General features: G+C 65.0%; 22 protein-coding genes and 1 pseudogene. 16 read left to right on the forward strand and 7 right to left on the reverse strand.

The features are described 5' to 3' along the window. The first annotated feature begins 4 nt into the window (after window positions 1–4). Complete coding sequence (locus IVB40_RS06350) at window positions 5–694, forward strand: methyltransferase domain-containing protein (protein ID WP_247287963.1); 690 nt, start codon at window positions 5–7, stop codon at window positions 692–694. A gap of 119 nt (window positions 695–813) precedes the next feature. Next, a complete protein-coding gene (locus IVB40_RS06355; protein ID WP_247818386.1) occupies window positions 814–1473 on the forward strand; it encodes a hypothetical protein in 660 nt (219 codons plus the stop codon). Window positions 1474–1619: 146 nt separating this feature from the next. Here IVB40_RS06355 and IVB40_RS06360 read toward each other — a convergent pair whose 3' ends face one another. Beyond that, a complete protein-coding gene (locus IVB40_RS06360; protein ID WP_247818387.1) occupies window positions 1620–3284 on the reverse strand; it encodes an aminotransferase class III-fold pyridoxal phosphate-dependent enzyme in 1665 nt (554 codons plus the stop codon). Window positions 3285–3319: 35 nt separating this feature from the next. Here IVB40_RS06360 and asd point away from each other — a divergent pair, with 35 nt between their 5' ends. Both asd and IVB40_RS06370 read left to right on the forward strand, forming a co-directional pair. Then, complete coding sequence (asd, locus tag IVB40_RS06365; RefSeq protein WP_247818388.1) at window positions 3320–4183, forward strand: archaetidylserine decarboxylase; 864 nt, start codon at window positions 3320–3322, stop codon at window positions 4181–4183. A gap of 67 nt (window positions 4184–4250) precedes the next feature. Further along, a complete protein-coding gene (locus IVB40_RS06370) occupies window positions 4251–4817 on the forward strand; it encodes an NUDIX hydrolase (protein ID WP_247818389.1) in 567 nt (188 codons plus the stop codon). Between the two features lie 157 nt (window positions 4818–4974). On the opposite strand, the gene IVB40_RS06375 is transcribed toward IVB40_RS06370, so the two are convergent. Together IVB40_RS06375 and IVB40_RS06380 are read right to left on the reverse strand one after the other, a co-directional pair. After that, window positions 4975–6438, reverse strand: a complete 1464-nt coding sequence (locus IVB40_RS06375; RefSeq protein ID WP_247819497.1) for a FecR domain-containing protein — start codon at window positions 6436–6438, stop codon at window positions 4975–4977. Between the two features lie 270 nt (window positions 6439–6708). Next, window positions 6709–7476, reverse strand: coding sequence for a DUF2147 domain-containing protein (locus tag IVB40_RS06380; RefSeq protein ID WP_247818390.1), 768 nt, complete (start codon window positions 7474–7476; stop codon window positions 6709–6711). Between the two features lie 195 nt (window positions 7477–7671). Between IVB40_RS06380 and IVB40_RS06385 the strand changes: the two genes are divergently transcribed. The 7 genes from IVB40_RS06385 to IVB40_RS06415 all read left to right on the forward strand — a co-directional run bounded on the left by IVB40_RS06385 (window position 7672) and on the right by IVB40_RS06415 (window position 15725). Then, complete coding sequence (locus tag IVB40_RS06385; RefSeq protein WP_247818391.1) at window positions 7672–8520, forward strand: DUF2147 domain-containing protein; 849 nt, start codon at window positions 7672–7674, stop codon at window positions 8518–8520. A gap of 306 nt (window positions 8521–8826) precedes the next feature. After that, window positions 8827–10017 (forward strand): extensin family protein, encoded by a 1191-nt coding sequence (locus tag IVB40_RS06390; protein ID WP_247818392.1) that lies wholly within the window; start codon window positions 8827–8829, stop codon window positions 10015–10017. Between the two features lie 318 nt (window positions 10018–10335). Then, window positions 10336–11634, forward strand: a complete 1299-nt coding sequence (locus tag IVB40_RS06395) for a M20 family metallopeptidase (protein ID WP_247358616.1) — start codon at window positions 10336–10338, stop codon at window positions 11632–11634. Then, on the forward strand, window positions 11631–12470 hold the full coding sequence (locus tag IVB40_RS06400) for an ABC transporter permease subunit (RefSeq protein ID WP_247818393.1): 840 nt from the start codon (window positions 11631–11633) through the stop codon (window positions 12468–12470). The genes IVB40_RS06395 and IVB40_RS06400 overlap by 4 nt, the downstream gene beginning before the upstream one ends. Before the next feature lie 29 nt (window positions 12471–12499). Continuing rightward, a complete protein-coding gene (locus IVB40_RS06405; RefSeq protein ID WP_247401810.1) occupies window positions 12500–13507 on the forward strand; it encodes an aliphatic sulfonate ABC transporter substrate-binding protein in 1008 nt (335 codons plus the stop codon). Between the two features lie 62 nt (window positions 13508–13569). Then, a complete protein-coding gene (locus IVB40_RS06410; protein WP_247818394.1) occupies window positions 13570–14949 on the forward strand; it encodes an amidase family protein in 1380 nt (459 codons plus the stop codon). Window positions 14950–14996: 47 nt separating this feature from the next. After that, complete coding sequence (locus IVB40_RS06415) at window positions 14997–15725, forward strand: Crp/Fnr family transcriptional regulator (protein ID WP_027570679.1); 729 nt, start codon at window positions 14997–14999, stop codon at window positions 15723–15725. A 132-nt stretch (window positions 15726–15857) separates the two neighbouring features. Here the strand turns inward: IVB40_RS06415 and IVB40_RS06420 are convergent, their stop codons facing one another. From IVB40_RS06420 to IVB40_RS06435, 4 genes are all read right to left on the reverse strand, one after another. Beyond that, window positions 15858–16235 carry a response regulator gene (locus IVB40_RS06420; RefSeq protein ID WP_027570680.1) on the reverse strand — a complete coding sequence of 126 codons (378 nt, stop codon included), beginning with the start codon at window positions 16233–16235 and terminating at the stop codon, window positions 15858–15860. A gap of 15 nt (window positions 16236–16250) precedes the next feature. Beyond that, window positions 16251–16619, reverse strand: coding sequence for a response regulator (locus IVB40_RS06425; RefSeq protein ID WP_247438291.1), 369 nt, complete (start codon window positions 16617–16619; stop codon window positions 16251–16253). A gap of 372 nt (window positions 16620–16991) precedes the next feature. After that, complete coding sequence (locus IVB40_RS06430; RefSeq protein ID WP_027570682.1) at window positions 16992–17333, reverse strand: DUF6665 family protein; 342 nt, start codon at window positions 17331–17333, stop codon at window positions 16992–16994. A 52-nt stretch (window positions 17334–17385) separates the two neighbouring features. Next, window positions 17386–18021 carry a TetR/AcrR family transcriptional regulator gene (locus IVB40_RS06435; protein WP_027519641.1) on the reverse strand — a complete coding sequence of 212 codons (636 nt, stop codon included), beginning with the start codon at window positions 18019–18021 and terminating at the stop codon, window positions 17386–17388. 195 nt (window positions 18022–18216) lie between these two features. On the opposite strand from IVB40_RS06435, the gene IVB40_RS06440 reads away from it, so the two are divergent. From IVB40_RS06440 to IVB40_RS06460, 5 genes and pseudogenes are all read left to right on the forward strand, one after another. Further along, window positions 18217–19527: an HlyD family secretion protein gene (locus IVB40_RS06440; protein WP_247818395.1), complete on the forward strand. Its 1311-nt coding sequence runs from the start codon at window positions 18217–18219 to the stop codon at window positions 19525–19527. A gap of 25 nt (window positions 19528–19552) precedes the next feature. Beyond that, window positions 19553–21139, forward strand: a complete 1587-nt coding sequence (locus tag IVB40_RS06445) for a DHA2 family efflux MFS transporter permease subunit (RefSeq protein WP_247438295.1) — start codon at window positions 19553–19555, stop codon at window positions 21137–21139. Window positions 21140–21612: 473 nt separating this feature from the next. Next, window positions 21613–23412 (forward strand): ABC transporter ATP-binding protein, encoded by a 1800-nt coding sequence (locus tag IVB40_RS06450; RefSeq protein WP_247818396.1) that lies wholly within the window; start codon window positions 21613–21615, stop codon window positions 23410–23412. Window positions 23413–23476: 64 nt separating this feature from the next. Continuing rightward, on the forward strand, window positions 23477–24883 hold the full coding sequence (locus IVB40_RS06455; protein ID WP_247818397.1) for an MATE family efflux transporter: 1407 nt from the start codon (window positions 23477–23479) through the stop codon (window positions 24881–24883). A 711-nt stretch (window positions 24884–25594) separates the two neighbouring features. After that, window positions 25595–25960: pseudogene (locus IVB40_RS06460) on the forward strand (O-antigen ligase family protein); the annotation flags it as partial. Between the last annotated feature and the right edge of the window lie 207 nt (window positions 25961–26167).

The following is a 26167-nucleotide window of genomic DNA, read 5'->3' on the forward strand; positions in this document are numbered from 1 at the left end:
ATCGATGGCTAAGATCATGAACCTTGACGGCACCCAGCAGCTCGACCTCACCCGTGGCACGGTCGAGCAGGCCTATGATCGCTGGGCACCGGTCTACGACCTCGTGTTCGGAGGCGTGTTCGCCAAAGGCCGGCAGGCCGCGATCGCGGCCACCAACAAGATCGGCGGCCGGGTGCTCGAGGTCGGCGTCGGCACCGGCATCTCGCTGCCGCTCTACGCGCCGCATCTGCGCATCTTCGGCACCGACATCTCGGAGGCGATGCTCGACAAGGCGCGCCAGCGCGTCGCCGAGGGCGGCCTAGAGCACGTCGAGGGCCTCGCGGTGATGGATGCCGAGAAGCTCGAATTCCCCGACAATTCCTTCGACGTCGTGATGGCGCAATACGTCGTCACCGCCGTGCCGAATCCGGAAGTCGCGCTGGACGAATTCGCCCGCGTGCTGCGTCCGGGCGGCGAGTTGATCATCCTCACCCGCGTCAGCGCCGATACCGGCATGCGCCGCTTCATCGAGCAGAAGTTGCAGCCGGTGGTGCGTCCGCTCGGCTTCCGCACCGCCGAGTTCGCCTGGTCGCGTTATGCCAAATGGCTCGCCGGCGCCGACGGCATCGAGCTCGCCGAGCGCCGCCTGATTCCGCCGCTCGGTCACTTCTCGCTGGTGCGCTTCCGCAAGATCGACGTCGCAAAAGCGGCGTAACCCAAGCTCACGCGTGCGTCACCGCGTCGCTGCACATCGTCACATGACAAAATGATGATGTCACACGGCCTACATCGAATCTCTGTAAATCTTGAACCCGAAAGCATTTGGGGGAGAGCATGATCAAGAACTATCTCGAGCAGCTGCGGATCCAGCGCTGGGACGACCATCGCTACTATCACCACAGCCGCATCAATCAGAGCCTGCACTTCGTCAGCGCGCTGAGCTTCCTGTTCGCCTATGTCTGGCTGTTCATCGATCCCATGGTCTCCGCGCTGGTCGGCTGGCTGGTCTCGATGACCTCGCGCCAGGCGGGTCACTTCTTCTTCGAGCCGCACGGCTACGACCAGATCAACCAGGCGACGCACGAGCACAAGGAAGAGATCAAGGTCGGCTACAATCTTCGGCGCAAGGTGGTGCTGATGTCGATCTGGGCGCTGTCGCCGCTGGTGCTGCTGGTCGATCCCACGCTGTTCGGACTGTTCACGCCCTGGGCGGGCGCGACCGATTTCATGCGGCAGGTCGCCAAGGTCTGGCTCGTCGTCGGCGGCGGCGGTCTGATGTTCCGCACGGTGCACCTGTTCTTCATTCGCGACGTCGAGACCGGCCTCGTCTGGATGACGAAGATCCTGACCGATCCCTTCCACGATTTGATGCTCTATCGCAACGCGCCGCTGGCGCTGATGCGCGGCGAGTTGATGGACCCCGGCCTGCACCTCAACCCCGAGCATACGCTGGGCCTCATCGGCGAGCCCCCGCTCGAAGAGCGGCACGCCTGAGCGCCGCGATCTCACCAAGGCTTCCGATGTCTGGTGGTTGCGTCATGCCCGGGCTCGTCCCGGGCATCCACGTCTTGCGGCTTTCGCGCGGAAGTGCGTGGATGGCCGGGACGGGCTCGGCAATGACGGCATTGGCGGACTTGGCCTCAGCGCGCGAAACGCCTGGCCAGCATCTCTTTCAGGATCTGCCGCTTGATGGCCTTGTTGGTGAGGACGCCATCGTGCCACCAGAAGCCGTCGGCCTTCATCTTCTCGGCCGCGCGGACGAAACGCTCGGCGACCTCGGTGAAATCGGCATCGGTGTAGTTCAGGCTGAAGATCAGCCGGCCGGTGCCGACCCAGCTCAAGGACAGGCCTTCGGCGCGAAGGTAGTATTGCAGCATCCAGTTGTAGCGGGATGGCGTGGTGTATTTCACCGTCCAGATCGAGGAGAAGTTGGCGAACCGCACCGGCAGGTCCGCGCCCTCCATCATCCGGTTGAGCTTTTGCGCGCGCTCGTTCCAGGTCTCGTCCAACCCGTCATAGACGGCGCGGAAGTTCGGGCTGGCGAGCCGGCTCAGAAATTCGTCCATCGCCGTCATGACGTAGGGGTGCGAGTTGAAGGTGCCGCGGGCGAAGCAAACGTCGGCGGGGCGATCGTCGCGGAAGCGGCGCATCAGCTCGCGTCGGCCGCAGACCACGCCGACCGGCAGGCCGCCGGCGAGGCTCTTGCCGTAGGTCACCATGTCGGCCTTGATACCAAAGTATTCCTGGGCGCCGCCTGCGGCGAGGCGGAAGCCGACGAAGACCTCGTCGAAGATCAGCACGATGCCGCGTTGGTCGCAGACCTCGCGCAGCTTCTTGAGCCATTCCGTATAAGCCGCGCGATCGAAATTGCCGCCGCGGGAGGAATCAACCAGCGAGGAGTCGCCGGGCGCGTTGCCATTCGGATGCAGCCCCTGCAGCGGGTTGACCAGCACGCAGGCGATGTCCTTGCGCGTCCGCAGCACGTGCAGCGTCTTCTCCGACATCTCGGCGAGGGTGTAGGTCTCGTGCGCGGGAATCGGATTGCCGACTCCGGGCTGCACGTCGCCCCACCAGCCGTGATAGGCGCCGGCGAAGCGGACGAGATGGGTGCGCCTGGTGTGATAGCGCGCGAGCCGCACCGCCTGCATCACGGCTTCGGTGCCGGACATATGGAAGGAGACTTCGTCGAGGCCCGAGATCTGGCACAGCCGCGCCACGTTCTCGAGGATGACGGGATGGTAGGGGCCGAGCACCGGTCCGAGCGCGTGCGCGCGCTTCTCGGAGCCCTCGATGCATTCCTTGTAGAAGTCGTTGCCGAAGATGTTGACGCCGTAGGACCCCGTGAGGTCGTAGGAGGTGTTGCCGTCGACATCCGTGACGGTGACGCCGCGCGACGACTCCACGAAGGTCGAGGTGCCCAGATGCTCGCGAACGAGGCGCGAGAACTGGAACGGCACGCGGTAGCTCTCGGTGAAGTGCAGGTCGGAGATCTTCTCCGCCGCCTCCCTCGTCATCGCGCGGCCCTTGGGGTAGCGCTCGGCGTAGAGACACGCGAGACGGAAGAAGCCGTCCTTGCGCTGCGTTGCGACGTTCGCCGGCGCGCCGTCGCAGGCGAAGTACGCATCGCCTTCGAATTCGTAGAACGGGAGCAGCCTCGCCACCCGGCGGGACATCTTGGAATGTCCCGCGAGCGAGCGGTGCTTGGCGCGGGACAATTCGAGCCGCGCCTTGATTTTCGGGAAGGCGGCGGCAGCGGACGCTGCGGCGGCCACGGACAAAGAAAGAATCGGAAGTGTCGTTTCCATGACAACAAGCGCTAATACTGCGAGCTGACAGATTCATGACAGTCAAAGCCCTCATCGCCTCTTTCACCCAGCAGGAAGACCTCAACTTCCTGTTGACCAACCGCATCCCCCGCGCGGCCCTGACCCGCTTCATGGGCTGGTTCTCCAAGATCGAGAACCCGCTGGTGCGGGACGGCTCCATCGCGCTGTGGAAGCTGTTCTCCGACCTCGATCTGTCTGAGGCGCGCAAGACCCATTTCAGGAGTCTGCACGACTGCTTCACCCGGGAGCTCAAGCCCGGCTTGCGGCCCTTTGATCCGGACCCCTCCATTGTCGCCAGTCCGTCCGACGGCATCGTCGGCGCCCATGGCCGGATCGCCGACACCGAGCTGTTCCAGGTCAAGGGCGCGCCGTACTCGCTGCTCGATTTGCTCGGAGACTCCGTGCTGGTCGACCAGCACCGCAACGGCTCCTTCGTCACGCTGCGGCTGACCTCGAGCATGTATCACCGCTTCCACGCGCCCTTTGACGCGCATATCGAACGCGTCACGCTGATCCATGGCGATGTCTGGAACGTCAACCCGATCGCGCTGAAGCGGGTCGAGCGTCTGTTTTGCAAGAACGAGCGCGCGGTGATCCGCACGCGTTTGCCGACGGGCGAAGCCGTGACGCTGGTACCGGTCGCCGCGATCCTGGTCGCAAGCATCCGTCTGCACTTCCTCGACATGGTGCTGAATGCGCAGACCAGGGGGCCGGTCAATTTCCCCTGCGACGTCAACGTGAGCAAAGGCGAGGAGCTCGGCTGGTTCGAGCATGGCTCGACCATCATCATCCTCGCGCCCGGCGATTTCACCTTCTGCGACGGCATCGCCGAAGGCACGCGTATTCGCGCAGGTCAAGCGCTGCTGAGAAAAAACTAGCCTTCAATCTGCCGCGTCGGCTGCCTATATCGTTCGTGGGGACGTTTCTGCGACGACGGATTGGGTGATGGCACGGGCGCCGGTCATGGCGGCGGGTGGTATTGTGCTGCGGCGAGGTGCGCCGCCGCTGATTGCCGTCGTGCGCCAGCGCAAGCGCAACGAATGGGTCTTGCCCAAGGGCAAGCTCGACGACGGCGAAACGCCGAGAGAAGCCGCGCATCGCGAAGTGCTGGAAGAGACCGGTCACGACGTCACCATCCACGAATTTTTGGGCACACTCGTCTACCAGTCGGGCGGACGTTCAAAGGTCGCGCATTTCTGGCGCATGGAGGCCGGGGACGGTCCGGTCCGCAAGCTGATGAACGACATCAAGGCCGTCGACTGGCTGACGCTGGAAGACGCGCTCGGGCGCCTGTCGCGCGAGGACGAGCGCGTGTTCCTGACCCAGGTTGGCCCGATCGCGCTCGCGGCCGCTGGGCTTGCGCCGGGGGATGCCGACGTCAGATCGCCGCTCGCGACCGAGGATGTCGATGCAGCCTTGCAGACGCTGACGCCAGCCGAAGCGGCTTCGGTCGGCGAGTTGCGGCACGGTCTGTTGCAGAAGGTGAAGGCCTGGCTGCGCGGTGAGGCGTGAGTTTTCTTCACCTCGCCCCGCGTTGACGGTGCACCCTCTCCCACAAGGGGGCGAGGGGTGTCTCTCCACGCGCGAAGCTGTCGCAATGGATTCGCGGTGAGAACCCCTCATCCGGCGCTTCGCGCCACCTTCTCCCGCAAGGGGAGAAGGAAGAAAGTCATCGCCGCTCCTTCTCCTTCGGAACTGGCGCTGGCCTTCGCGGCGCTACGGGACGTTGCGCGGCGGGGAGGCGCTGCTGGAATCCGCCCGGGCGCTGCATGCCCGGAGGTTGAGCGGCGGGCGGCTGCCCCGGCTGCATGCCGGTGCGCGGAAGTTGCGGCTGCACGTGGGGCTGCTGCTGCGTTCCGGCCGGCTGCTGCGGCGCGACTCCGCCGGGCTGCGTCGGAATCTGTCCACCGCGCTGCGGCTGGTTTTGTGGCCTGCCGTCAGGCTGCGTGCCTTGACCGGCGCGCGGTAGGCCTGCCGGACGTCCCGCGCCTTGCTTCTGGCCCTGTTGCTGCTGACCCTGACCCACGCGCGGCGTACCGGGCTGCACGGCGCCGCCTTGGCCCGGCGCTTGGCCCTGCCGCTGCGGCGGCTGGCTGCCTTGACGGCCTGGCGTGCCTGGCTGTTGCTGCCCCGGACGGTTGTTCTGACCGGGCTGACCGTTCGGCCGCTGGGGCTGTTGCGGCTGTTGTCCTGGCGCCGTGCTCGGCCGCAATTGTTGCTGTTGCGGCGGCTGGAACGGCCGCGGAATGCGCGGGCTCGCGGTCGGATTGGCGCGGCGGAAGTCGCGCTGCTCGGTGACGATCTGCCGGCCCGTGGTCTGCGCCAGATGCACCTGGCTGACGAAGCCGCGGTCGCGCGCGATCTGCTGTGGTGCGATCGTGATCGGCACCGCGGCAAAGTGCATGACGCCGGCCGCGGCTGCGCCCGGCCGGATCGCAAAACCGCTCGCGCCTTGCGTCAGCGCGCCGAGCCGCGTCCCGCTCGTGCGGTCGTCGACGTCGATGTGTCCGACCCGGCCGTCGGCGTCGGGATAGAGCTTGATGTTGACGTTGTTGGTCTTGTTCGAGGCCGCGCCTTCCGGCACGTCGACGACGCCCGTGGTGCCGCGGATGCCCAGCGTCGCCGTCGGCGTCGTGATTTTCATGTTGCCGGTCTTTGCCACCGCCGCCGCGACGAAGGCGACCGTGCCCTTGCCGATGTCGAAGATGCCTGCGTTCTGCTTGCCGCCGTCCTCATAGACGTAAGTGTCGATGGTGATTTTTGCGCTGGCCGAGAGGTTGAACGTGGTCGCGTCGTTGAAGGTGATGCCGAGCGAGGAGTTCGACGAAGTCTGCACGACGTCGTTGAGATAGATGTCGTCGCGCACGCGCAGCGGATAGGAATTTTTGTCGCGGATCACGGTCGCGATGCCCGTCACCGTCGCGACGTTGCCGATCGGCTCGACGGCGGCGGGCTGCGCCTCGGTCGGGGGAGCGGGTGAAGCCGATGGCGTCGGCGAGGGGGCGGGCGACGGTTGCGCTTCTGGCTGCGCCTGCGCAAGCTCGATCGCATCGGATGCGAACGCAACGCTTGCCCCGGCCGGCGGCAACGCCAGCAGCGCAAGCGCGAACATGAAGCGGCGCCAGGCCACGATAAATGTCACGAAGAGTCCCGGTGAGAAACGCGAGGCGAGATCGACCGATATCAGCCGGATACAGCTGAACGGCGGATGAATGTCTATCGCACGTGGGCGGTGAACGTTCAAATGGTACGCGACGTTAGCTTGTGGCCAAGCCTCTCCACCGTCATGGCCGGGCTTGTCCCGGCCATCCACGCCTTAAGCGCAGGACTAAAAACGTGGATGCCCGGGACAAGCCCGGGCATGACGAAGAATGTGCATGTGTTGGAGACGACACCTGCGGCGTCAGCTCACGCGCTTCCAGGTCTGGCCGCCGCAGAACATGCCGCCGAAGGCGCAGCCCTGCACGCGCATTGCATTCGGGCCCTTCATCGCGATCGTCGAGTCGTAGTTGCGGCCGGAGTCGGGATCGTGGATGCGGCCGCTCCACTTCGCGCCGTCGGGCTTCATGTTGATCAGGATGCGCTCATTGGTCTTCGCGGCGTAGCCGCAGAGATTGACGCCGCACTGTTCGACGCGGACATTGCCCTTGTTCTCTTCGGTGGCCCAGACGCCGATCGGCGTGTTGGCAACCGCAACAGGCGCGGCGGCGACCGGAGCGGGGGCCGGAGCAACCGCGACGGGCGCGGGCGCAGCAGCGGGCGCGGTCTGCGTCGTGGCGTCGTAGCCGGTGGACGGAGCAGCGGCAACCGTCGTGCTCGGTGCCGCGATAGCGGGCGCTGCCGGCGCGGTCGCCTGCACCGGGGCCTGCTGCACGGGCTGCTGCACCGGAGCCGGCGCCGGCTGCGCGGTCGTGGCCGGAGCCGGCGTGGTGTCGACGTCGTCGTCCTTGGAGCTGGAGCCAAGGCCCTTGAGGTTGATGTTGTTCAGCTTGATCGGCTTGTCCGACAGGCCCGGCGCCACGATGGTCACGCAATTGAGCGAGGCGCAGTTGCGCGGCGTCTCGATGCGGATGTTCTGGCCTTCGATCTGGAACGAGATCGCATTGCCGGCATGCGCGGCGGCGGTGGACGCGAGGAAGAGAGCGGTGGCGGCGATGGTGAGCTTGTTCATGACAACCTCCGAAGAATGTGTGGGTCCCGATGGGACTGAAGTCGCGGGTGGATGAAGCGTGGTTCGACCCTACGCCGGGCTGGTCGGGCGTTCTGTGATAGACGTCACAACGGCTCTCCTCTGCTGGGTGAGGCAGCGCACATTCAGCCGCGATTCCATCTGTGTAACGTCGTCGCCACACAGAGGGAGGCGCCGATGATGCGGCTTGTGACTTCGCTTGGCACCTTGATCGCGCTGATGGCGATTGCGCCCGCAGCCGAGGCCGGATCCTACGCGTTCTCGATCGGCGGTCATCGATTCCAGGTCGAGTCGCCCAGGAATTGCCGATCGGCTTCCTGTGTCGCGGTTTCCTCCCATCGCAGCTTTCGGCCGGACGTCGATACGACACCGGCGCCGACGCCGGTGCTACCGCCGCCGCAACCGCTCTATCCCGTGGCTCCGGTCAGGCCGGCGCCAGCCATTGCGGTCGCGCCTTCACTGGCGCCGGCGGCTCCTGTCCTTGCCTCGACGACGTCGCAGCCAATTGTCCTGCCGCAGGCGGCAAGCTCCAATCCCCCACGGGTGGTGCTATCGCCGATAGATCCGCCGAAGACCGTCGCGCTCGATCCGCCGCGCATGGAGGCGCCGGTCGTTGCGCCGAGGCCGGTGCTCGAGCAGGCGGTGACGAGCCCTGAGCGCAGCGACGACGAACTCGCCTATTTGCCGCTCGGCGAATGGGAGAGCGCAGGCGCCAAGGGCACGGTTCGCATCGAACGCTGCGGACCGGCACTGTGCGGCTTCGCGCTGACGGAAGCATCGACCAGGGGCGAGAGCGTGCTCGTCAACATGAAACCGAAAACGCACGACGTCTGGACCGGCAACATCTACAGCCGCTCCAGCGGCAGCACCTATTATGCGACGATGACGCTGAAGGGCTCCGGCAAGCTTCACGTCGAAGCCTGCGCAGTCGGCCATTTCTGGTGTTCCGGCAACGACTGGACGCGAGCCGAAGAGCGGCCGGAGAAGCTGATCACGACGTCGCGGCAGTGGAGCGCGCGGTCGTAAGGGACGCGTTCGATACCTCCGGCTGAAGCCGCTAGATCATGCCGAGCACGATGGCACCGACAAAAGCCATGGCGAGGTACGCGGTGATAACGCTCAGTCTCCCGGCGAACGTCATGAGGTCGCTCCCGCTGTCGCGCCGCCCTGCGCGAGAGGATCATGGTTAACAGAGAGTCTCTTTTCGAAAAAGTCAGCCTTGCTGTCGCTCGTCACCGGCAGGCGCTCCTGCTGGCGCGGGCTGACATGGTTAAAGAACACTGAAATCAACACGTTGAAGAGTCTTTAAGTAAATTCATCGAACGTGCGTGCATGACGCGCGGAGTTCGTTTGTATCTCGTCGGCTCCATCGTCCTTGTTTCGTTAGCGGGTTGCGGACGCGGCGTCTTCCAGGCCGAACGTGAACCGTGGCGGGCCGAGGCCGAAGCCGCATGCCTGAAATCAGGCGCGGTGAAAGAAGGGCCGGATCTCGTCCGCATCGACCCGATCTCCGGGCCGGGCATGTGCGGCGCGGAGTTTCCGCTCAAGGTCGCCGCCCTCGGCGAAGGCTCGAGCAGCTACGGCTTTGCCGATGAGGAATTGCGACCGCCCGGGAGCATCGGCAACCAGCCGCGCTGGCCGGTGACGCAGCCGCGATCGAATTACCCGCAGAGCCAGAACTATCCGCAACGCTCAAACTATCCCGAGAGCGCGGTGCGTCAGCCCTCCGGCTATGGCGCTTCGCCAGGCCCGATGCCGTTGAACGCGCCGGGCGTGGCTCAGCAGGAGGACGAGATCGACCTGCCGCCCGAGGGCACCGATGCCGCGGGCGCGTCGCGCTACATGAATGCGCCGAGCTATCCGGCGCGGCCGGCGCCTTACTCGCAGGGGCCCGCGCAGCAACCGCCGCCGCGTCTTGGTCCGGCACAGGGCAATCCCGTCACCGCCGTCGGCCCTGTTGCGATCAAGCCGGTTGCGACGCTGGCCTGTCCGATCGTGTCCGAGCTCGACCGCTGGCTTGCCGACACCGTGCAGCCCTCGGCGATGCGCTGGTTCGGCACCCGCGTCGCGGAGATCAAGCAGATCTCCGCCTATTCCTGCCGCGGCATGAACGGCAATTCGCATGCCCATATTTCCGAGCACGCCTTCGGCAATGCGCTCGACATCGCCGCCTTCGTGCTCGCCGACGGCCGCCGCGTCACCGTGAAGGATGGCTGGCGCGGCATGCCGGAAGAGCAGGGATTCCTGCGCGACGTGCAGTCGGGCGCCTGCGTGCATTTCACCACGGTGCTGGCGCCGGGCTCGAACGTCTATCATTACGATCACATCCACGTCGATCTGATGCGCCGCGCCAGCCGCCGCCTGATCTGCCAGCCCGCCGCCGTCTCCGGCGAAGAGGTTGCCGCGCGAGCGGGCGGGCGCAATCCCTATGCGAATGCGCGCGATCCCTCCGTGACCGGCTCGCTGGGGACGCGCAAGAGCATGGCGCGAAAGCACGAAGAGGACGAGTACGCCGACGACTGAGGATTGCGCGTGGCCCGTAGCCTGGATTACGGGCAGCGCAATAGGGAAGGTGTTCCCGCATTCCGCTTCGCTGGATGCGGGCTACGATCCCACGCCGGCCGGCTTCGCGCTGACCCCAGCCTGTTCAGCCGGCGTCGCGTCTTCGGCAGAGCGCATCTCGGGCGCAAAAATTTGCGCACGCGCAAATCTCGCCTAAGCCATTGAAGTCAGAAAGACAATTGTGCTGCCGCGGGCTTTTTCGGCAGTTGGCACGGTCGCTGCAATGAGGAAGCTGCCACGAAGCGGCGCTGCCGGCGCCGTGAGCCAGCGGATCCCGTCATGCAGATGCCTGTCACCCCTCCTTATTCGGATCTCGAACAGCGCGTGCTGTCGCGCATCACGGAGGAGCGCTGGCTTGAGCTCGCGTCCGAGCTGATCCGCACCGGCCAGCCCCGTTCCGGCAATCCGCTGGATCCCGATTTGCCGCCTGCCGAGGAAGAGGCGATCTCGATGCTGGTCGCGGGCAAGCTCGAAGCGCTCGGTATGGAGGTCACCAAGCACAGCGCGCAGCCGCACCGGCCGAACGTGCTGGGCGTGCTCAAGGGACGCGACGGCGCGCCTTCGCTCATTCTCAACGACCATCTCGACACCTATCCGGCCGTCGAGCCGGAGAAATGGCACATGACGGATTTCGATCCGTTCAAGGCGACACGCCACGGCGATCTGCTCTATGCGCGCGGCACGTCCGACACGCGCGGCAACCTCGCTGCATCGTTGCTCGCAGTGCAGGCCTTGACCGAAGCGGGTGTGAAGTTCGATGGCACCCTGATGTGCTGCTACACCGTCGATGAAGAGCGGAACGGCACCGAAGGCTCCATCTACATGCTGAACAAGGTCGGCCTGACCGCCGACTACGAGATCACCGCCGAGCCGACCGCCTGGGGCGACGTCAACAAGGACTGGGGCATGAACCTGTCGGTGGCCAATTCCGGCCACTGCCTGATCGAGCTTACCGTTCACGGGATCAAGTCGCACATCTGGCGACCGGACATCAGCGTCAACGCCATCATGGAAGCGGCAAAGCTGTTGCCGAAACTGAAGGACATGGCGTTCACGCATATCCCCAGCAAGTTCATGGGACATACGCCACCCTGCTGCGCCGTGGTGCGCATTCGGTCCGGCCTGCCTGGCGAGATGCAGTTTTCGCCGGATGCCTGCACCATCACACTCGCCGTGGTCGGCATCGTGCCCGGCATGACGCTGTCGAGCGTGATTGCGGACATCGAGCGTCTCGGACGGGACACTTTTGCCGGCGTGAACGACGTCAAGGTGGAGGTGCGCCAGGTGCCCGGCTCGCTGTTCGTCAACGCGACCGAACCGGTGCCGGTCGAGGAGGAGCCCTGCCGCTCCCTGCGCGCGGTTTACCGGCGTCTGATGGGCCGCGAGCCCGGGGTCAACCGCAAGAACGCCTTCAATGACACGATCCGCTTCCGCGAAGCCGGCATCAATGCGGTGACGTTCGGTCCCGGAGAAGACGGCTGGGCCGTCGACAACGAGAACATCTCGATCACCAAGTCGGTGATGGCGACGCGGATCTACGCGCTGACCATCATGCAGATCCTGGGAGTGCGGACATGAGCGTCGAGGCGACCCACATGACGATTCCAATCTCGCCGGATCGCACGCGACGCGGCAGCTTGCGGCTGCGGCTTCCGAAGGTCTCGCGATCGGTGCTGCTCTCGACGTTGACCGTCGCCGTGCTGCTGGCCGGCTGGGCCATTGTCACGGAGAGAGGCTGGGCCAACGAGCTGTTCCTGCCGAAGCCGCAGGCGGTTTGGGCCGCGTTCGTCAAGACGATGACGAAGGGATATCAGGGCGCGACCCTGCTTCAGCATCTCGGCGCAAGCCTCTATCGCATCCTCACCGCCTTCACGCTGGCCTGCTTGATCGGCGTTCCGCTCGGTGTCCTCATGGGCGTGTCGCGCAACGCACGCGCGCTGCTCAATCCGTTGATCGAGTTCTACCGGCCATTGCCGCCGCTCGGACTTTATACGCTGCTGGTGATGTGGCTCGGCATCGGTGAGAGCTCGAAGCTGTCGCTGCTGTTTCTTGCCGGTCTTCCGGGCATCGTCATCTCGACGATCCAGGCCGTCACCAGCGTGGACCCGGTCTACGTGCGCGCCGCCCAGTCGCTCGGCGCGACCCGGCGACACCTGCTGTTTCACGTCTATTTGCCGGCGGCGGGACCGCTGATTCTGGCCGGCATGCGCATCTCGCTCGGATTCACCTACACCGTTCTCGTCGCCGCCGAAATCGTCGCGGCATCCGCCGGCATCGGCTGGATGATCTGGGACGCCGCAAAATTCCTGCTGTCCGACGTCGTGATCATGGGGCTGATCGTGCTCGGTCTCACCGGCGTCGTGCTCGACCTCATGATGCGCGGCATCGCGAAACTGTTGATGCCGTGGGCCTGAATCCAATTCTGATCGTAGGGGAGACCTCCATGAAGAGACTGATTGCGACGCTCGCGGTTACCACGTTGGCGCTCACGGGTGCAGTCCGCGCCGAGGACAAGCCGGCGAAGGTGACCGTCGGCTATCTGAACCTCGTCAACGCGCAGCTGGTCACCAAGCATCTTGGCCTGCTCGCCAAGGAGATGCCGGGCGTCGACATCAAATACGTCAAGATCGGCGGCGGTGGCGACATGCTGCGCGCGATCGCTGGCAACGACGTCGATTTCGGCGGCCTCGGCAACCCGCCGACCGCGATCGGCGCGACGCGCGCCCTGCCGATCAAGGGCATCCTGGTGATCAACATGCTCGACTACGTCGAGTCGATGGTGGTTCGCGCCGACAAGAACATCACCTCGCTCAAGGACCTCAAGGGCAAGACCGTGGCGGCGCCGTTCGGCTCAACGACGCACTACCTCCTGCTCCAGGCGCTCAAGGACGAGGGTGTCGATCCCGCCTCGATGAAGATCCTGGACCTGGCGCCGTCGGACATCGCGGCGGCCTGGCTTCGCGGCGACATCGACGCGGCCTGGTTCTGGGAGCCGAATCTCGGCAAGGCTGTGAAGAACGGCGGCAAGATCCTCGTCACCTCGGGCGAGATGGCCAAGCGCGGCTACCCGACCTGGGACATCGGCGTCGTCATGAACGCGTTCGCGGAGAAGTATCCGTCCTACGTCGACAAGTTCATCAAGGCCGAATGCGAAGGCATCGACTTCTGGCTGAAGAACCCGGAGAAGACCGCCGAGATCATCGCGGAGGAGCTTTCGCTGCCCATCGAGGACGCGCAGCGAATGATGAAGGGAACCGGGATGATCCCCTGCAACAAGCAGCTCACGGAGGAGTATCTCGGCACATCCGCGAAAAAGGGGAAGTTCGTCGACACGCTGATCTCGACCGCCGATTTCCTGGTGAAGCAGGAGCGCCTGCCGAAGCTGCTGCCGCGCGCCGACTTCGAAGCCTTCATCCAGCCCGCCTATCTCGAGAAGGTGATCGGCCGCTAGGATCGGTGCCGGCGGGTCTGCCTCGCCGGCACATTGCCAATTCCCGCAAGCACGTGACCGACATGAATCTCGCACCTCGCCATCTCCGTGCCGCCTATCGCAGCGGTGAGCTCAAGCCGTCCGATGTCGCCGCGCATGTGTTGTCGCGCCTTGACGACGCCGACCAGAGCGGCGTCTGGATCTCGAGGGCAAATCCAGACGGCGTCATGGCGAAGGCCCGCGCGCTCGATGCGCGCATTGGCGAGATCGGCGAGCTGCCGCTCTACGGCCTCGTGTTCTCGGTCAAGGATTGTATCGACGTCGCCGGCGAGCAGACCACCTCGGCCTGCCCGGAATTCGCCTACACCGCGAAAGACACCAGCCCGGTTGTCGCCGACGCCATCGCCGCCGGCGCGATCTATCTCGGCAAAACCAATATGGATCAGTTCGCGACCGGCCTCGTCGGCGTGCGCTCGCCCTATGGCATCGCCCGCAACCCGCACAACCCCGACTACATCCCCGGCGGCTCCAGCTCGGGCGCAGCGGTGTCGGTCGCGACGGGCACCTCGTCCTTTGCGTTCGGCACCGATACTGGCGGATCGGGCAGGGTGCCGGCGTCCTATTGTGGCGTGACCGGCTTCAAGCCGGCGCCCGGCGCCTTCAGTCAGCGCGGCATGGTCTACGCGTGCCGTAGTTTTGATACCATCTCGCTCTATACGCGCGACCCCCGCGATGGCCACGACATCTATCGCGTGTTGGCGCGGTGCGATGCCGGGGACTGCTTTTCACCGGAAGCTTTCGCCGGATGGACGGAGCAGGTTCCTCCAGCGCGGCCGCTCAACATCGCAACGCCGCGTCCGGATCAGCTCAGGTTCTTCGGCAATGCGGAGACGGAGGCGCTGTTCGGCGATGGGCTGCGCAAGCTGCGGCAACTCGATCTGTCGGTCGCATCGGTCGATTTCGCGCCGTTCATCTCGGTCAACGATTTGATGTTTTTCGGACCGTTCCTCGCCGAGCGGGACGTCTCGGTCGGCGCATTCCTTGACGCCAACCCGGACGCGGGCGTGAAGATCGTGCGCGACCTCGTCATCGGCAGCCGGAAGTTCACGGCGGCCGACGCCTATCGCGCGCTCTACAAGGTCAAGGAGGTCCAGCGGTCGCTGCGCGATTTCTGGCAAGTTCACGACGCGCTGGTCGTGCCGACGGTCGGCACCGTGCTGAGCATCGACGACGTCGCGCGCGATCCGCTGACGGCCAACTTCAACAACGGCTATTACACCAACTACGCAAACCCGCTGGGCCTTGCCGCCATCGCCGTTCCGAACGCCGTCACCGCAGCCGGCGTGCCCTATGGCGTCACGTTCCTGGCGCCGGCTGGCCGGGAGCGTCTGCTCACCGATCTGGCCTGCGCTTTCGTGGAGGCTTCAGTCGGGCCCGACCATCTGCGCCGCGTTGCAATCTGAGCGGAGACCTCCTAGCCTTCGAGCCGTCACTCGAAGGGAGACCGATCGTGGAGCGCAGCGATGCGCATGAGGTGGCCGATCCCGCTGAGCCGCGCGCCGAACTGTCACGGCCCGGGACCGGACGTTATGTGCTGAAGGCGTTGGACAAGCCCGATCTGGAGCTGGTGATGCGAACCGGCCGGCTCGCGACCTACCAGAACCGCGAATATCTGCTGCGGGAGGGCGAGCCCGCAAACGGCGTCCACATCATCCTGAACGGAATCGTCGAAAGCACCCATGCCGGCACGCAGGGGCGCGAATTGATGCTGTCGACCTGGGAGGCAGGCGACTTCGTCGGGGCGCCCTATATCCTCGGCGATCACCGCCACAGCTGGTCGGCCCGCGCGCTTGGGCGCGTCGAGGCACTGCATCTCGACCAGGACGCGGTCCGCCGGTTGATCGCGCAGTCGCCGTCGTTCGCAGTCGCGCTGATCGAGTGTCTCGGCTTCAAGGGCGAGACCTATTCGATGCTGGCGCAGACGCTGGCGGGACAGAAGGCGGCGGAACGGCTGGTGCTGCTGCTGGTGAAGCTGTGCGAGAACGCGGCCCAGGACGAGAGCGGCCCGATCTCGCTCGGCCGCATCACGCAGGCCAATCTCGCGCGCATGATCGGTGCGACGCGCCAGTCGATCAGCCTGATCCTCAGCCGCCTCCAGGACGACGGCATCATCTGGACCGGCCCGACCAAGATGGTCGTCAACGATCTCGCTGCGCTCAGGAAGCAGGTGGCGGACTAGGTGTGGTCTTATAAGGTCAGCCCACCGTTGCAAACGGAAGTCTTCCGCGTTGAGCATGATGGACGGCTTGTGACCCGTTGCGGACGATCGCAGCAATGCACATCGACTACGATACCAGGCCGAGGCAATCGGCTAGATCGGCCCAAGGTTTTTACTCGGCACTTGCGCCAGTGCGGCATCGATGGCGGTTTGCAACTCTGCTAGCAAGCAAGGCTTTCTCACGACCGGGGTGCCCCTGAAGGCATCAGGCACACCCGACGATCCGTAGCCGCTCACGAAGAAAAAGGGCTTGCCGCGTCCCGCAACTGCTGTGGCGATTGGCTCGATGGTGTCGCCGCCGAGATTGATGTCCAGGATCGCGAGATCGAACTCGGCATCCGTCGCAAGAACGGCACCCTTGGTGACGTTTCCCGCTTCTGCAACAACTGAATGACCCGCTTCCTCGATCATCTCGACCAGCATCATTCGGATGAGCGCTTCATCTTCAATGAGGAGGACTGATGCAGACACGGATCTCGCCGTTTCTCAGGCGGGACCCGTCTGCTGCGAGGCCGCGTTCAGGAGCTGGGAAACAGCCGAAACGACTTGCGCGGGCGCAAATGGTTTCTGAAGCAGAATGCTGTTCGGTACACCGAAGATGGGCCATTTATCGGCCGCGCCGCCGGTCATGTAAACCACGGGAAAATGCGGGTCGATCTCACGGGCGGCCCTTGCGACCTCCCAGCCGTCGAGGCGCCCCAGCAGATTGACGTCAGTGACGAGCGCCCGGTAGGGCTGACCACCCTTCAGGAGCGTGACGGCTTCTTCGCCCGTCTTCACGGTCGCGATCTGAAAGCCTCCCTCCGAGAGAGCGTCTTCGACGATGAGCTGGAGCGCATCCTCGTCTTCGATCAACAGAATGGTTGGAAGTTCCGCCGTATTCACATGTTCCCCCTGCTTCGCCCAACGTTACAAAGTGCACATAAGGTTCTTTGTTCCATCGGTGGAACGAACAAAGCGAAGCAGTTCAAGCTACGCCGGGCACTTAGAGACCAGTACGTGCCATTCCTCCCGCGGCGCCAATTCCTCTTCAAAATTAATGGAGGAACATTCCTGCCATTGCCAAGTTTTCCCGATACCCTTCCCCAAGGGTGACCCCAATGGCCCCAGCTCAATGCCCCCCCGCGAGCTGGGGCCTCTTTTTCCCTGACGATTGAGCTGACATCGGGAAGCACAACCGCTTCTTGTCAAAGGAGTGCACGCCCGAGCGCCGGGCGCCGTAGCAAATCATTTTCGGGCCGACTTCGACGGTGCTGGGACCAGCCCCATACACAGCTGCACCTCGGCCGGGACATTGTAGGTCCGCATGATGTGGCGGCTGTCGCGCAAGCCGGATGCCTCACGCTGCACCACGAACATCCAGAGCGCGTGACCGGCTTCCATCACCAGCTTGCGCCTTGCCGGTTGCATCGAGTCCGGCACCTCGGGGAGGGCATGGGCGGCGTCGAACTCGCGCAAGCGCGCGAGCGCCTGCTCGAGCGTGCGGCCCATCCGTCCAAGCGCGGAGGCCTGTTCCTGAACGATCTCATAATGGAGGATATCGACCGGCGGCCGAAGATCACGGGACATGAGGCCCAATATAGGAGCGCCGGAATGGCCTGCAACGCATGCCCGCCTGGCGCTACTTCGCCCGATAAGCCGCCAGGAACATCCGCGTCGCGCTGTCGACGACCTCGCTCATGCGTTCTTCCGACGGTGCGGGCGCGGCCTGGAAGACGAAGGGCAGGAAGAGCGAGGCCTTGCACAGTTCCATGAACTGCGACGCCGCCAGATCGCAATCGTCGATCTCGAGATCGCCGGAGGCGACATGGGTGTTGAGATAGTCGGAGAGGCGGTTGATGGATTTGTCCAGCACGCGCGCATAATAGCGGCGGCCGAGATCGGGCATGCGCTCGGCGATCGCCATCACGGTGCGGATCGCGGACCCGCCGCCGGGCCGGCACAGCAGACGATTGTAGGCCCGGCCGAAATCCTTCAGCGTGGTTTCAACATCGCGTGCCGGATCGAAATTGAACGCGACCTGCCCGTGCTGGAGCGCCTCCTGCTCGAGGATGGCTTCGAACAGCGCGCATTTGTCAGCGAAGTAGACGTAAAGCGTGCCTTTGGAGACCTGCGCCGCGCGGGCGATTTCGCCCATGCTGGCACCGTCAAACCCGAGATCCATGAACACCTTGCGGGCCCCGTCCAGGATCTGGCGGCGTTTGGAGCTGTCCTCCTCTTGGATGACGTGCAGATGTTCGCGGCCGGCTACAACCATTGGTTCAGGGTCTCGGAAAGTTTTTGCTTCGGTCGAGGGTCATGAAACCGAAATAAAGGATTCGGGCCAGTAGGGTCTGCCCGGGAATATTATCTATATTGACCGAACCGTTCGGTCAATGATATTTGGGATCGGCGAGAGGGACCCGGCCGCACGGCGGCCGTCCCTCATTGCGCTTTTTTGGGGGAGGCCTCCATGGCCGTAGTGAGAGACCAGGCTGCGCGCGTCCTTCGCCCGGACGCCGTGGAGACGCCGACGCCCGCGGGTGGTGACGCTGCCACCGAGACGTCTGTAGCTCTCGCCGAGCAGTTGCGCTCTCATGTGGCCGAGGAAACCAAGCGCCGCCCCAGCGAGGCGCCGGAGACGCCCGTGACCGACAAGCCGGCCGCAGCCCCCGCCGCCGCCGGCGCGCCGAAGTCCGGCAAGCGCAAGTTCGTGATGATGGGAGTAGGGCTGGTGCTGGCGCTCGCCGCCGCGAGCTATGCCGGCTATTACACGCTGGTCGGCCGCTTCTACGTCGCGACCGACGACGCCTATGTCCGCGCCAATAACACCATGCTGGGCGCGCGCGTTGCCGGCCACGTCTCCTCGATCCTCGCCGGCGACAACACGACGGTGCGCGCCGGTGACATCGTCTTCCGCATCGACGACGGCGACTACAAGATCGCGGTCGACGCCGCCGCGACCAGGATCGCGACCCAGCAGGCCACCATCGATCGCATCGGCCGCCAGGTCGCGGCACTCGACAGCCAGGTCGCGCAGGCCAAGGCGCAGCTCGTCTCCGCCGAAGCCGGCCTCAAGCGCGCCGACCTCGATTATGAGCGCCAGCAGGCGCTGAGCAACAAGGGGTTTGCCTCGCGCGCCACCTTCGAGAGCTCCGAAGCCGGACGCGACCAGGGCGCCGCCGCGGTCAAGGCTGCGCAGGCCGCCTACGACGTCGCGCTCAGCAATGTCGACGTCGCCAAGGCGCAGCAGGCCGAAGCGCAGGCGCAGCTCGCCGAGCTCAAGACCACGCTGGCCAAGGCCGAGCGCGATCTCGCCTTCACCGCGGTGCGCGCGCCGGTCGACGGCACGTTCTCGAACCGCCTCGTCAGCGCCGGCGACTTCGTCGCGGTGGGCCAGCGGCTCGGCAACGTCGTGCCGCTCGACAACGTCTATATCGACGCCAATTTCAAGGAGACCCAGCTCAAGCGCATCCGCCCCGGCCAGCCGGTGACGATCAAGGTCGACGCCTACGGCATGCGCAAGTTCTCCGGTGTCGTCGACAGCATCGCGGCGGGGTCGGGCTCGGTGTTCACGCTGCTGCCGCCTGACAACGCCACCGGCAACTTCACCAAGATCGTGCAGCGCGTGCCGGTCCGCATCCGCGTGCCGAAGTCGGTCGCAAAGCAAAACCTGCTCCGCGCCGGCATGTCGGTCACTGCGACGGTCGACACCAACAAGGGCGCGGCCGACGCCGACAGCGAGGTCGATCTCGACGACGCCACCATGATCCATCCGCAGTAGCGCGCCTGCGCCGCGAGGTCAGACCATGGCGAACGCCACGATCGCTTCACCTGCCATGATGGCGGACCCCGCTTCGGAGCGCATCGCGCCGAAGCGGCTGTTCGCTTTCATCATCATGGTGTTCGGGATGTTCATGTCGATCCTGGACATCCAGATCGTCTCGGCGTCCCTGAGTGAAATCCAGGCCGGCCTGTCGGCAAGCTCCAGTGAAGTCTCCTGGGTCCAGACCGCCTATCTGATCGCCGAAGTGATCGCGATTCCACTGTCGGGATTTCTGTCGCGCGCTTTCGGCACGCGGCTGTTGTTCGCGATCTCGGCGGCCGGCTTTACCGCATCGAGCCTGCTCTGCGGCTTCGCCACCACCATCGAGGAGATGATCCTCTGGCGCGCGCTGCAAGGTTTTCTCGGCGCCGGCATGATCCCGACGGTGTTCGCTTCGGCCTACACCGTCTTCCCGCGCACCAAATTCCACATCGTCGGTCCCATCATCGGGCTCGTCGCGACGCTGGCGCCGACCATCGGGCCGACCGTCGGCGGCTACATCACCGACCTGATGTCCTGGAACTGGCTGTTCTTCATCAACATCGTGCCCGGCATCGGTATCACCATCGGTGTGCTGGCGCTGGTCGATTTCGACGAGCCGCATTTCGAATTGCTCGATCGTTTCGACTGGTGGGGGCTGCTGTTCATGGCCGGGTTCCTCGGCACGCTGGAATACGTGCTGGAGGAAGGGCCGCAATATGAATGGATGCAGGACCCCTCGGTCGCGATCTGCGCCTGGATCTGCGGCATCTCCGCGATTGCCTTCTTCTGGCGCGTCTTCACGGCGGCCGAGCCGATCGTCAATCTACGCACCTTTTCCAACCGCAATTTTGCGATCGGCTGCGTCCTTCAGTTCTGCATCGGCATCGGCCTCTACGGCCTCACCTACATCTATCCGCGCTATCTCGCCGAAGTGCGCGGCTATAGCGCGCTGATGATCGGCGAGACCATGTTCGTCTCGGGCATCACCATGTTCCTGGTCGCGCCGGTGGTCGGCCGTCTCATGGCGAAGTACGACATGCGCTACATGATCGCCTTCGGGCTCGTCGTGTTCGCGCTCGGCTCCTACCAGATGACCTGGATCACGCGCGACTACGATTTCTACGAGCTGTTGATTCCGCAGATCCTGCGCGGCATCGGCATGATGTTCGCGATGGTGCCGACCAACAACATCGCGCTCGGCACGCTCGCGCCCGACCGGGTGAAGAACGCCTCGGGCCTCTTCAACCTGATGCGCAATCTCGGCGGCGCGGTCGGTCTTGCCGTCATCAACACCGTGCTCAACGACCGCACGGACCTGCACATCACGCGCCTGCAGGAGCGCGTCACCTGGGGCAACGCGACCGCGACCGAAACCCTGACCATGTTCATGCAGAAGTTCCAGGGGCTCGGCGATTCCACGCTGATGGCGATGAAGCAGCTGTCGCAGCTCGTGCATCGCCAGGCCGTGGTGATGGGCTTCGGCGATGCCTTCTTCATCCTGACGCTGTTCTATCTCGGCCTCACCCTGCTCGTCACACTGTTGAAGAGGCCGGCCTCGCCGTTCGGCGCCAGCGGCGACGCGCACTAAGCCAGCCACTCATTCGGTGTCATCGCCCGGCTTGGCCGGGCGATCCTGTATTCCGAAAAGCCTGTAATAGAGCCGAGGCGCCGCGGCGTACTGGATGCCCCGCCTTCGCGGGGCATGACGGAGGAGAGCGCGGCGATGCGTACTAATTTGCAACACTCGTGCGTGATCTCGCGCGAGCCCCGTTGCAAATCACCAATGACACATCTATAAAGCGCACCTCATTCCATCGAACCGGGAGGATTTGCATGATTTCGTCGCATTCGCAGATCGCACGCCCGCGCTCGATGATGTTCTGGCTCGGTATCTGCTCGGCCTCCTAGAGGCCTCTTCCGCCAGCTTCGATTGGGCTTCCAGTCCCGATCGCTCCGCTCCCCAAGTCCAAAGCCAACTTCAAGTGACGCCGTCTCGGCCCTCGCGGCCGGCCTGTGTCCATCAATGGAGCCGGCCCGCGGCATAAGCGGCCGGATGATGCCATGACCGCTCTGTCAAAAAGGCCCGCGGCGATACGCGTGGTGCTGCCCTTCGTGTTCCGGCACTGGCTGAAGCAGCCGGGGCGTACGCTCGTCGTGGCCGGCGGCTTGTTGGGTGCGACCATCGCCGACCTGTTCATGCCGGTCTTCTCCGGACATCTGGTCGACGCCCTGACGCGCGGCCCATCCGATCCCGCCGCGCGTCACGCGGCGCTGATGGCATTGGGCGGTATCGTGGCGCTGGGCGCAGCGTCCATGGTGCTGCGGCTGACCGGCCTCCAGGCCATCGTGCCGTTCTCGCTGAAGATCATGTCCGAGGTCGCGCAGGAAGCCTTCATGCGCGTGCAACGGTTCTCGACCGACTGGCACGCCAACTCCTTCGTGGGATCCACGGTGCGCAAGGTCACCCGCGGCATGTGGGCGCTCGACCTGTTGAACGACACCATCTTGATGGCGCTGGCGCCGTCGCTGCTGGTGCTGATCGGGTCGATGATCCTGCTCGGCGTGCACTGGGCCTCGCTTGGCGCGGTGATCGCGCTCGGCGCGCTGGCCTATGTCACGATGACGGTGCTGTTCTCGACGCGCTACATCGCGCCGGCCGCGCGCGTCTCCAATGCCTGGGACACCAAGGTCGGCGGCACACTGGCGGATGCGCTGACCTGCAACGCCGTGGTGAAGTCGTTCGGCGCGGAGGCGCGCGAGGATGCGCGGCTTGCCCGTGTCGTCAACCGCTGGCGCGTGCGCGTGCGGCGGACCTGGCTGCGCTACAACTACACCAATCTGGCGCAGCTCTCGGTGTTGCTGGCCCTGCGCGCCTCCGTGATCGGCGGTGCCGTGCTGCTGTGGATGTCGGGGCAGGCCTCGCCCGGCGACGTCACCTATGTGCTGACGAGCTACTACGTCATCCATGCCTATTTGCGCGACGTCGGAATGCACATCAACAACCTGCAGCGCTCGGTCAATGACATGGAAGAGCTGGTGGCGATCCACGACGAGCCGATAGGGATTGCGGATGCGACGGACGCGCGGCCGATCACGATCGAGCGCGGCGAGCTCGTGTTCGACGATGTCACGTTCCATTACGGCGGCCACCACGCGCCGCTCTATGACGGACTGTCGGTCACGATCCACGCCGGCGAACGCGTCGGTCTCGTCGGCCGCTCCGGCTCCGGCAAGACCACCTTCGTCAAGCTGGTGCAGCGGCTCTACGACGTCACCGGCGGCCGCGTTCTGATCGATGGGCAAGACATCGCCAAGGCCACGCAGCACTCGCTGCGCAGCCAGATCGCGATCGTGCAGCAGGACCCGATCCTGTTTCACCGCTCGCTCGCCGAGAACATCGCCTATGGCCGGCCCGGCGCCAGCCTGGACGCGATCGAGCAGGCGGCACGGCTGGCCAACGCGCACGACTTCATCGTGCGCCTGCCCAAGGGCTACGGCACGCTGGTTGGCGAGCGCGGCGTCAAGCTCTCCGGCGGCGAGCGGCAGCGCGTGGCGCTGGCGCGCGCCTTCCTCGCCGATGCGCCGGTGCTGATCCTGGACGAAGCGACCTCGAGCCTCGATTCGGAATCCGAGGCGCTGATCCAGCAGGCGATGGAGCGGCTGATGAGAGGCCGGACCTCGATCGTGATCGCGCACCGGCTGTCGACGGTGAAGAGCCTCGATCGCATCCTGGTGTTCGACCGCGGCGAGATCGTCGAGCAAGGCACGCATGCCAAGCTCGCGGCCAAGCCCGGCGGCATCTATCGGGGGCTGTTCGAGCGCCAGGTGGTGGAGCTCGGACAGATCGCAGCGGCGGAATGAGTGACGCGCGGCCGGTGGACCAATGTCGGCCGCGTCGCCGAAGAATCGGTCAAGGATGGGTGACATGAAAGACCTGACCAACGGCTCCATCGCGAAGCACATTATGGGCATGGCGCCGCCGATCATGGTCGGTATGGTCACGATCATGCTTTGCCAGCTGGTCGATCTGTACTTCGTCTCGGGCTTGGGCGATGCCGCGGTCGCGGGCGTGGCGGCGGCCGGCAATGCCGGCTTTCTCATCAACGCGCTGATGCAGGTGCTCGGCGTCGGCGCGGTGTCGTTGATCGCGCATGCCGTGGGACGCAAGGATCGGCCGGATGCCAATTTGATCTTCAATCAGGCGATCGTGCTGTCGGTGCTGTTCGGACTGTTGACCCTGGTCGCAGGCGCGGCGCTGTCGCGCGCCTACATGCATGCGATCGCCGCGGACGAAGCCACGATCGAGGCGGGGACCACGTATCTGCTGTGGTTCATGCCGGCGCTCGCGTTGCAATTCGCGAGCCAGGTGATGGGATCCGCGCTGCGCGCCACCGGCATCGTGCGTCCCACGATGCTGGTGCAGGCGCTTGCGGTGGCCATCAACATCGCGCTGGCGCCGGTTCTGATCGCGGGCTTGGGCACGGGCCATGCGCTCGGCGTTGCCGGTGCGGGGCTGGCGAGCTCGATCGCGGTGCTGATCGGCGTCGTGATGCTGCTTGCGTATTTTCGTAAGGTCGAGCGCTATGTCGCCTTCAATCCGGCGCAGTGGCGTCCGCAGGCGCAGCATCTGAAGCGCATCCTCAATGTCGGTCTGCCTGCCGGCGGCGAGTTCGCGATGATGTTCATCTTGATGGCGGTGGTCTATTTCGTGCTGCGCGATTTCGGTGCGGCGGCGCAGGCGGGTTTCGGGATCGGACAACGGGTCCTGGGCCTGATCCAGATGCCGGCGCTTGCAGTTGCGCTCGCCGCCGGGCCGATCGCCGGCCAGAACATGGGCGCCGGAAAAGGCGAGCGCGTGCGCGAAACCTTCGTCAAGGCGGCGCTGATCACCAGTGTCGTGATGATCGGCTTCATGTGCCTCGCGCAGTTGAAGCCGCAGCTCCTGCTCGCGGGGTTCTCGAACGACCGGGAAACCATGGAGATCGCGTTCCTGTTCCTGCGGATCATCTCGCTCAACATGGTGGCGCAGGGCGTGATCTTCACCTGCTCGAGCATGTTCCAGGGCCTTGGCAATACCAAGCCGGTGCTGTGGAGTTCGGCAACGCGCGTGCTCACCTATTCGCTGCCGGCGATCTGGCTGTCGACGCGGCCGGGTTTCCGGATCGAGCACGTCTGGTACCTGTCGATCGCGGCAACCACGCTGCAGGGGGCCCTGAGCTTGTGGCTGCTACGGCGTGAATTCAGGAAGCGCCTTGTCATGCTCCGACACGAGGAATCCCCGGAGCAGGCTGCGCCGGAGCCCGTGGCGTCTCCTGTACGCGCGCCGGCGTAGCGATCGCTTGTCCCCGCCCCACGGCTCCGGCAAACTTGCCGCGCCGTGGGGATCGCCTGCAGGGGCCAAATGACCGGAGTGTTGTACGAGCAGCGGCCCAATTCCTGGCTCTCCGCGATCTGGGCGGCACGCTATCGCACGCCAGCCCGCTTCGTCGCGCTGATCGCGTTGCTGTTGCCATGGACCACGACCGGGCTCGTTTTCGCGCTCATTCCCTGGCTGATCGCGTTCGCGTTCCTCGACCTTCGCGAATTTCCGCGTTCGCTGCTTCGGCCGATCTGCCTGCTGCCGATCGCGCTGGTCGCACTCGCCGCCATCGGCACGCTCTGGTCGGATGCGCCGTGGCCGGACCGAATCCATGCGATCGGCCCGGCAGCGAAGCTGCTGGTGATTCCGCTCCTGATCTACCAGTTCGAGCGCTGGCCCTATGGCAACTGGGTGTTTTCCGCGTTCCTGGTGTCGTGCACGGCGCTGATGCTCTATTCCTTTGCCGTTGCCGCCGATCCCGCACTGTCGCTGAAACTCTATCTGTCGCGCGGGCCTTACAAGGTCGAAAGCGGGATCGCGGTACGCAATTATATCGACCAGAGCCAGGAATTCGCGCTCTGTGCGATCGCGCTGGTTTATCCCACCGTGTCGCTGCTACGACGAGGCCGCTACCGTAGCGCGGCGCTGTTCGTGGCGCTCGCGATTGGATTCCTCGCCAACATGATGTTCGTCGTGGTCTCGCGCACGGCGCTGGTGACGCTGCCGATCCTGATCGTGGTCTTCGCGCTCTTGCATTTGCGCCGCCGCACCGCGCTGCTCGCCGTCGGTGCGATGGGGCTGTTGGCCTTGACGTTGTGGACCGCCTCGCCGCATCTGCGCACGACCGTCGCCAAATTCAGCGGAGACTACGAGGTCAGCATCGTCGGCAACGACGTCAGCGGTATGGGATCGCGACTGGAGTTCTGGCGCAAATCGCTGGCCTTCACCGCGGACGCGCCGCTGCTCGGTCACGGCACCGGCGCGATCCGCGGCCTGTTCGCGCGCGCGGCTGTCGGCGAGAGCGGGGTTCGGGCTGAAATCGTCGGTGATCCCCACAACCAGACGCTCAATGTCGCCGTGCAATGGGGCGCGTTGGGCGTCGTGATCCTCTACGCGCTCTGGTTCGCGCACCTCTCGCTGTTTCGCGGCGAGGGGCTGGCCTGCTGGGTGGGGCCTTCTGGTCATGGTGCAGAACTTGCTCTCCTCGCTGCTCAACTCGCATCTGTTCGATTTCGCCGAGGGCTGGATCTACGTGCT

The sequence above is a fragment of the Bradyrhizobium sp. 40 genome, from assembly GCF_023100925.1.
GTDB lineage: Bacteria > Pseudomonadota > Alphaproteobacteria > Rhizobiales > Xanthobacteraceae > Bradyrhizobium.

Bases quoted from the DNA above. Each gene is read 5' to 3' on its own strand.
- IVB40_RS06370 (WP_247818389.1), top strand. From the start codon at position 4,251: ATGGCACGGGCGCCGGTCATGGCGGCGGGTGGTATTGTGCTGCGGCGA.
- IVB40_RS06410 (WP_247818394.1), top strand. From the start codon at position 13,570: ATGAATCTCGCACCTCGCCATCTCCGTGCCGCCTATCGCAGCGGTGAG.
- IVB40_RS06450 (WP_247818396.1), top strand. From the start codon at position 21,613: ATGACCGCTCTGTCAAAAAGGCCCGCGGCGATACGCGTGGTGCTGCCC.
- IVB40_RS06445 (WP_247438295.1), top strand. From the start codon at position 19,553: ATGGCGAACGCCACGATCGCTTCACCTGCCATGATGGCGGACCCCGCT.
- IVB40_RS06395 (WP_247358616.1), top strand. From the start codon at position 10,336: ATGCAGATGCCTGTCACCCCTCCTTATTCGGATCTCGAACAGCGCGTG.
- IVB40_RS06380 (WP_247818390.1), bottom strand. From the start codon at position 7,476: ATGAACAAGCTCACCATCGCCGCCACCGCTCTCTTCCTCGCGTCCACC.
- IVB40_RS06435 (WP_027519641.1), bottom strand. From the start codon at position 18,021: ATGGTTGTAGCCGGCCGCGAACATCTGCACGTCATCCAAGAGGAGGAC.
- IVB40_RS06440 (WP_247818395.1), top strand. From the start codon at position 18,217: ATGGCCGTAGTGAGAGACCAGGCTGCGCGCGTCCTTCGCCCGGACGCC.
- IVB40_RS06355 (WP_247818386.1), top strand. From the start codon at position 814: ATGATCAAGAACTATCTCGAGCAGCTGCGGATCCAGCGCTGGGACGAC.
- IVB40_RS06400 (WP_247818393.1), top strand. From the start codon at position 11,631: ATGAGCGTCGAGGCGACCCACATGACGATTCCAATCTCGCCGGATCGC.
- IVB40_RS06385 (WP_247818391.1), top strand. From the start codon at position 7,672: ATGATGCGGCTTGTGACTTCGCTTGGCACCTTGATCGCGCTGATGGCG.
- IVB40_RS06360 (WP_247818387.1), bottom strand. From the start codon at position 3,284: ATGGAAACGACACTTCCGATTCTTTCTTTGTCCGTGGCCGCCGCAGCG.
- IVB40_RS06350 (WP_247287963.1), top strand. From the start codon at position 5: ATGGCTAAGATCATGAACCTTGACGGCACCCAGCAGCTCGACCTCACC.
- asd (WP_247818388.1), top strand. From the start codon at position 3,320: ATGACAGTCAAAGCCCTCATCGCCTCTTTCACCCAGCAGGAAGACCTC.
- IVB40_RS06390 (WP_247818392.1), top strand. From the start codon at position 8,827: ATGACGCGCGGAGTTCGTTTGTATCTCGTCGGCTCCATCGTCCTTGTT.
- IVB40_RS06405 (WP_247401810.1), top strand. From the start codon at position 12,500: ATGAAGAGACTGATTGCGACGCTCGCGGTTACCACGTTGGCGCTCACG.
- IVB40_RS06455 (WP_247818397.1), top strand. From the start codon at position 23,477: ATGAAAGACCTGACCAACGGCTCCATCGCGAAGCACATTATGGGCATG.
- IVB40_RS06430 (WP_027570682.1), bottom strand. From the start codon at position 17,333: ATGTCCCGTGATCTTCGGCCGCCGGTCGATATCCTCCATTATGAGATC.